Annotated in this window: 5 protein-coding genes and 1 pseudogene; all 6 read right to left on the reverse strand. The window is 73.5% G+C overall.

What is annotated here, in order from left to right; translation table 11 throughout:
* Positions 1-477, reverse strand: a pseudogene (locus tag Q0112_RS07360) (urocanate hydratase); the annotation flags it as partial.
* A 17-nt stretch (positions 478-494) separates the two neighbouring features.
* Positions 495-1,652: an acyl-CoA dehydrogenase family protein gene (locus Q0112_RS07365; RefSeq protein WP_297973380.1), complete on the reverse strand. Its 1,158-nt coding sequence runs from the start codon at positions 1,650-1,652 to the stop codon at positions 495-497.
* Entirely contained in the window at positions 1,649-2,785 is a 1,137-nt protein-coding gene (locus tag Q0112_RS07370) for a CaiB/BaiF CoA-transferase family protein (RefSeq protein WP_297973384.1), read from the reverse strand. The genes Q0112_RS07365 and Q0112_RS07370 overlap by 4 nt, the downstream gene beginning before the upstream one ends.
* A complete protein-coding gene (hutG, locus tag Q0112_RS07375) occupies positions 2,782-3,579 on the reverse strand; it encodes an N-formylglutamate deformylase (protein WP_297973387.1) in 798 nt (265 codons plus the stop codon). The genes Q0112_RS07370 and hutG overlap by 4 nt, the downstream gene beginning before the upstream one ends.
* A complete protein-coding gene (hutH, locus tag Q0112_RS07380) occupies positions 3,576-5,117 on the reverse strand; it encodes a histidine ammonia-lyase (RefSeq protein WP_297973389.1) in 1,542 nt (513 codons plus the stop codon). Before hutH ends, hutG begins: the two co-directional genes overlap by 4 nt.
* On the reverse strand, positions 5,110-5,729 hold a 620-nt coding region (locus Q0112_RS07385; protein WP_297973392.1), incomplete at its 5' end, for an amidohydrolase family protein. The genes hutH and Q0112_RS07385, both read right to left, overlap by 8 nt.

Consider the following 5,729-nt stretch of genomic DNA (forward strand, 5'->3'; position numbering starts at 1 on the left):
GTGCTGGCGGCCGGCCTCGACGAAGGTCTCGTAGGTGCCCTGCACGATGCCCTGGGAGCCGATGTAGATCCAGGAGCCGGCCGTCATCTGGCCGTACATGGCGAGGCCCTTGCGGTCGAGCTCGTTGAAATGCTCCCAGGTCGCCCAGTGCGGCACGAGGTTCGAGTTGGCGATGAGGACACGGGGGGCGTCCTTGTGGGTGCGGAAGACGCCGACCGGCTTGCCGGACTGCACGAGGAGCGTCTGGTCGGCCTCGAGCCGCTTCAGCGTGTCGACGATGAGGTCGAAGTCCCGCCAGGTGCGCGCGGCGCGGCCGATGCCGCCGTAGACGACGAGCTCGTGCGGCTTCTCGGCGACGTCGGGATGGAGGTTGTTCATCAGCATCCGCATCGGCGCCTCGGTCAGCCAGCTCTTGGCGGTGATCTCGGGGCCGGTGGGCGGGAAGATGTCGCGGGTGTTGTGGCGGGGGTCGGTCATGTCTCTCTCCCTCGGGCTCAGGCCAGAAGCTGGGCGGAAATGATGCTGCGCTGGATCTCGCTCGATCCCTCGTAGATGCGCATGATGCGGAGATCGCGGGCGATCCGCTCGACGGGGAAGTCGCGGGTGTAGCCGTAGCCGCCGAGGAGCTGGAGCGCGGTATCGGCGATGCGGCCGGCGGCCTCGGAGGCGTGCAGCTTCGCCATCGAGGCGGCGAGCGAGAAGCGGGTGCCGCCGTGGCGGGCGGCGTCGCGCTGCCGGGCGGCGTCCTGGGCGAGCAGGCGCGCCGTCTGGAGCGCGAGGCCCATGTCGGCGATCATGAAGCGGATCGCCTGGCGGTCGGTCAGCGGCTGGCCGCCGATGACGCGGTCGCGGGCGTAGGCGACGGCGGTGGTCATCGCCGCCTCGGCGAGGCCCAGGCACTGGGCGGCGACCTCGATGCGGCCGTTGTCGAGGACCTGCATCGCCGTGCGGAACCCCTGGCCCTCGGTGCCGCCGAGCAGCGCGTCCTCGGGCAGGCGGCAGTCGAGGGCGAGGGTGAAGACGTGGCCGCCTTTCAGCCCCATGGTGCGCTCGGGGCTGCCGGCGGAGAGGCCGGGGGTGGCCTTCGGCACGATGAAGGCCGAGATGCCGCGGTGGGCCTTGCCCGGGTCGGTGACGGCGTAGACGACGAGGAAGTCGGCCACGCCGCCGTTCGAGATGAAGCACTTGGCCCCCTCGAGGTGCCAGCCGCCTTCGGTGCGGCGGGCGCGGGTCTTCATGTCGGCGGGGTCGGAGCCGGCGGTCGGCTCGGTCAGGGCGAAGGCGCCGAGCGCCCGGCCCTCGGCCGCGGCGGGGAGGTAGGCCTGCCTCTGCGCCTCGGTGCCGCCGATGAGGATCGAGTCGGTGGCGAGATAGTGCGCGGTCAGCGCCGAGGCGGTGGAGCCGCAGGCACCGGCGACGATCGCGACGGCGCGGAGGAGGGCAGGGGCGGAAATGCCGCCGCCGCCGTATTCCTCGGGGAGGTTCGCGCCCATCATCCCGGCCGCGCCGAGCGTGGCGAGCTGGTCGTGGACGAAGCGGGAGGCCTCATCGGTCCCGGCCGCGAGTGGCGCGATCTTCTCGGCGCAGAGCCGCTCGAGCACGTCGCAGAAGAGCCGTTCCTCCTCGGAGAGCATGGGCCAGGGGTCGCTCATGCCGTCGCCTCGAGGCCGAGCTCGCGCAGCACCGCTTCGCGGTCGCCGTCGAGGCGCGGGGCGGGCGTGGCGGCGACCGGCTTCGCGCCGTCGAAGCGCACCGGCTGGCCGACCACGGGCGCGCCGCCGAGGTCGGTGACGAGGCCGCGCGCGGCCGCGTGGGCGCTGGCGGCCGCCTGCGCGATGGTCCAGATCGGCGCGGTGGGCAGGCCCTCCGCCGCGAGCGCGGCGACGGCTTCCTCGGTGGTGAGGCGGGCGGACCAGGCCTCGATCGCGGCGCGGATCTCGGGCTCGTGCCGGGTGCGGCTCTCGTCGGTGGCGAAGCGCGGGTCCTCGGCGATCTCCGGGCGCCCGATGAGCGCCGCGAGCCGCTGGAACTGCCGCGGGTTGAGCACGGCGACGACCACCTGCCCGTCCCGGGTGGCGAAGCAGCCGAAGGGGGTCGAGAGCGGATGCCGGTTGCCGACGCGGGCGGGCAGGGCGCCGGCATAGAGGTGCAGCGCGTGGCTCGTCGTCAGCATCGAGAAGAGCACGTCGTACATGGCGACGTCGAGCGTCGCGCCCTGGCCGGTCGCGTTCCGCTGCACCAGGGCGGCGAGGATCGACCAGCTGGCGAAGAGGCCGGCGATCAGGTCGGCGACACTTTCGCCGGCCTTGAGCGGCGCGCCGCCCTCCTCGCCGGTGGCGGCCATGAGCCCCGACATCGCCTGCACGACGAGGTCGTAGGCCGGCAGGTCGCGGAACGGCCCGTCCTGGCCGAAGCCCGAGATCGAGCAGTAGACGAGCCGCGGGTTCCGCGCCCGGAGCGCCTCGGCGCCGAGCCCGAGCCTCTCGGCGACGCCGGGGCGGAAGTTCTCCACCACCACGTCGACGCGGGCGGCGATCGCCTGCGCCAGCGCGAGGTCGGCCGGATCCTTGAGGTCGAGGACGAGGCTCCGCTTGCCGCGGTTGTTGAGGGTGAAGAGCGCGCTGTCGCCGTCGCGGAACGGGCCGATATGGCGGTAGTCGTCCCCCGCCGGCGGCTCGAGCTTGACGATCTCGGCCCCGAGATCGGCGAGGAGCGCCGTGCAGTAGGGGCCGGCCAGCACCCGCGACAGGTCGAGGACGCGGATGCCGTCGAGGGGGCCGCTCATGCCGCCCTCGCGAGGCTCGGGGCGAGCTCGGCCAGCGCCCGCAGGATGTCGCCGAGCGTCACCCGCAGGCCGGCGGCCTTCGCCTCGTCGTAGGCGAAGGGCGGCTCCTCGGCGGCGAGGTGCGTCGCCTGCGCGAGCTCCATCTGGATCGCGTGCACGCCGGCCTCGGGGCGCCCGTAGTGGCGGGTCGTCCAGCCGCCCTTGAAGCGGCCGTTCACCGCCATCGTCCGTCCGGTGGCGGCGCAGATGTCGCGCGCCGCCCCTTCGATGCGCGGGTCGCAGGTCGCGCCGCCGTTGGTGCCGATGTTGAAGTCGGGGAGCCGCCCCGCGAAGAGGAAGGGGATCACGCTGCGGATCGAGTGGCAGTCGTAGAGGATGGCGACGCGGTGCCGCGCGCGCACCCGGGCGATCTCGGCGGCGAGCGCGGCGTGGTAGGGCACATGGAAGCGCGCGGTGCGGTTGGCGATCTCGTCCGCGCCGGGGGCGTCGTTCCAGATCGGCTGGCCGTCGAAGTCGGTCGTCGGCACGAGGCCGGTGGTGTTCTGCCCGGGATAGAGGCTCGCGTCGTCCGGCCCGCGGTTGGCGTCGATCACGTAGCGGTGGAAGGTCGCGCGCACCGTCGTCGCGCCGGGCAGCAGCCCCTCGTAGAGCCGCTCGACGTGCCAGTCGGTGTCGGCGAGCAGCCGGCCGCGCTCGTTGAGCCGGGCGCGGATGGCGTCCGGCAGCCAGGTGCCGGTATGCGGCAGGCCGAGGATGACCGGGCCGTCGCCGCGGTGGACCTCGACCGGGGTCACGGGCGGACCTCGGCGAGGAGGGTGGCGGGAAGTGCTGCGACCAGCGCGTCGGTGCGGACGAGCGCCGCGGCGGCGGCGAGATCGGGCGCGAGGTAGCGGTCCTGCTCGAGCGGCGCGACATCGGCGCGGAGGCGGGCGAGGACGGCGGCGAGCCGGTCGGAGGTCGTGAGCGGCGTGCGGAACTCGACGCCGGCGGCGGCGCAGAGCGCCTCGATACCGACGATCTGAGCGAGGTTCGCGTTCATCCGGCGCAGGCGGCGGGCGCCGTGGGCGGCCATGCTGACATGGTCCTCCTGGTTGGCGCTCGTCGGCGTCGAGTCGGTCGAGCAGGGCGTGGCGAGATGCTTGTTCTCGCTCATCAGCGCGGCGGAGGTGACCTCGGCGATCATCAGGCCGCTGTTGAGGCCGGGATCGGGCGTCAGGAACGGCGGCAGGTCGTGGCTGAGCGTGGGATCGACCATCAGCGCGATTCGCCGCTGCGAGATCGAGCCGATCTCGGCGATGGCGAGCGCGATCTGGTCGGCGGCGAAGGCGACCGGCTCGGCGTGGAAGTTGCCGCCCGAGACGATCTCGCCCACCTCGGTCAGGACGAGCGGGTTGTCGGTCGCCGCGTTGGCCTCGATCTCGAGCGTGCGCCCGACCTGCCAGAGCAGGTCGAGGCAGGCGCCGGTCACCTGCGGCTGGCAGCGGATGCAGTAGGGGTCCTGCACCCGGGTGTCGCCCTCGCGATGGCTCTCGCGGATCGCCGAGCCGGCGAGGAGGTCGCGGATGACGCGGGCGGCGAGGATCTGGCCCTTGTGGCCGCGCAGCTGGTGGATCTCGTCGTAGAGGGGCGCCGTCGAGCCCATGATCGCGTCGGTCGAGATCGCCGAGACGACGAGCGCGGCGCGGGCAGCGCGGAAGGCGTCGAAGAGGCCGGCGAGCGCGAAGGCGGTCGAGACCTGGGTGCCGTTGATGAGGGCGAGCCCCTCCTTCGCCGCGAGGACGACCGGGGCGAGGCCGGCGGCGGCCAGCGCCTCGGCGGCCGGCATCTCGCGGCCGTCGAAGGTGGCGCGGCCCTCGCCGAGCATTGCGGCGGCCATGTGGGCGAGCGGGGCGAGGTCGCCGGAGGCTCCGACCGAGCCCTGCGCGGGGATGACCGGGAGGACGCCCTTCGCCAGCATCCCCTCGAGGAGCGCGATGACCTCGGGGCGGACGCCCGAGGCGCCGCGGCCGAGCGAGAGCAGCTTGAGGACGAGGACGAGCCGCACCGTCTCCGGCTCGACCGGCTCGCCGACGCCGCAGCAGTGCGACAGGATCAGGTTGCGCTGCAGCGTCGCGGTGTCCTTGGCGGCGATCTTGATCGAGGCGAGCTTGCCGAAGCCGGTGTTCACGCCATAGACCGGCTTCTCGCCGCGGGCCGCGGCGTCGATGCGGGCGGCCGAGGCGGCGATGCCGGGACGCACCTCGTCGGCGAGGCGGACGGCATGGCCGTTCCGCCAGACGTCCTCGAGCTCTGCCAGGGTGGTGCGGCCGGGGGTCAGGACGAGCTCAGACAAGGTTGCCTCCGAAGATGCGGGCGTGGAGCGGGTTGAAGCCGATGCGGTAGCTGAGCTCGGCCGGTTCTTGGATGTCCCAGACCGCGAGGTCGGCGCGCTGCCCGGCGGCGAGCGTGCCGCGGTCGGGGAGGCCTAGCGCGCGGGCGGCGTTGCGGGTCACGCCGGCGAGGCACTCGGCCGGGGTCAGCCGGAAGAGCGTCGCGCCCATGTTCATCGTGAGCAGCAGCGAGGTCAGCGGCGAGGTGCCGGGGTTGCAGTCGGTGGCGAGCGCGATCGGCACGCCGGCCTCGCGCAGCGCCTGGACCGGCGGCAGCCGCGTCTCGCGCAGGGTGTAGAAGGCGCCGGGAAGGAGGACGGCGACCGTGCTGGAGGCAGCCATCGCGTCGATCCCGTCCTGGGCGAGCCATTCGAGATGGTCGGCCGAGAGGGCACCGTGCCGCGCGGCCAGCGCCGCGCCGCCGAGGTCGGAGAGCTGTTCGGCGTGCAGCTTGACCGGCAGGCCGAGCGCGGCGGCATGCTCGAAGACCTGCCCGATCTCCTCGGGCGAGAAGGCGATGCCCTCGCAGAAGCCGTCGACCGCGTCGATCAGCCCCTCGGCGTGCGCCACGTCCA

The organism is uncultured Amaricoccus sp. (assembly GCF_937858865.1).
Taxonomy (GTDB): Bacteria; Pseudomonadota; Alphaproteobacteria; order Rhodobacterales; family Rhodobacteraceae; genus Amaricoccus.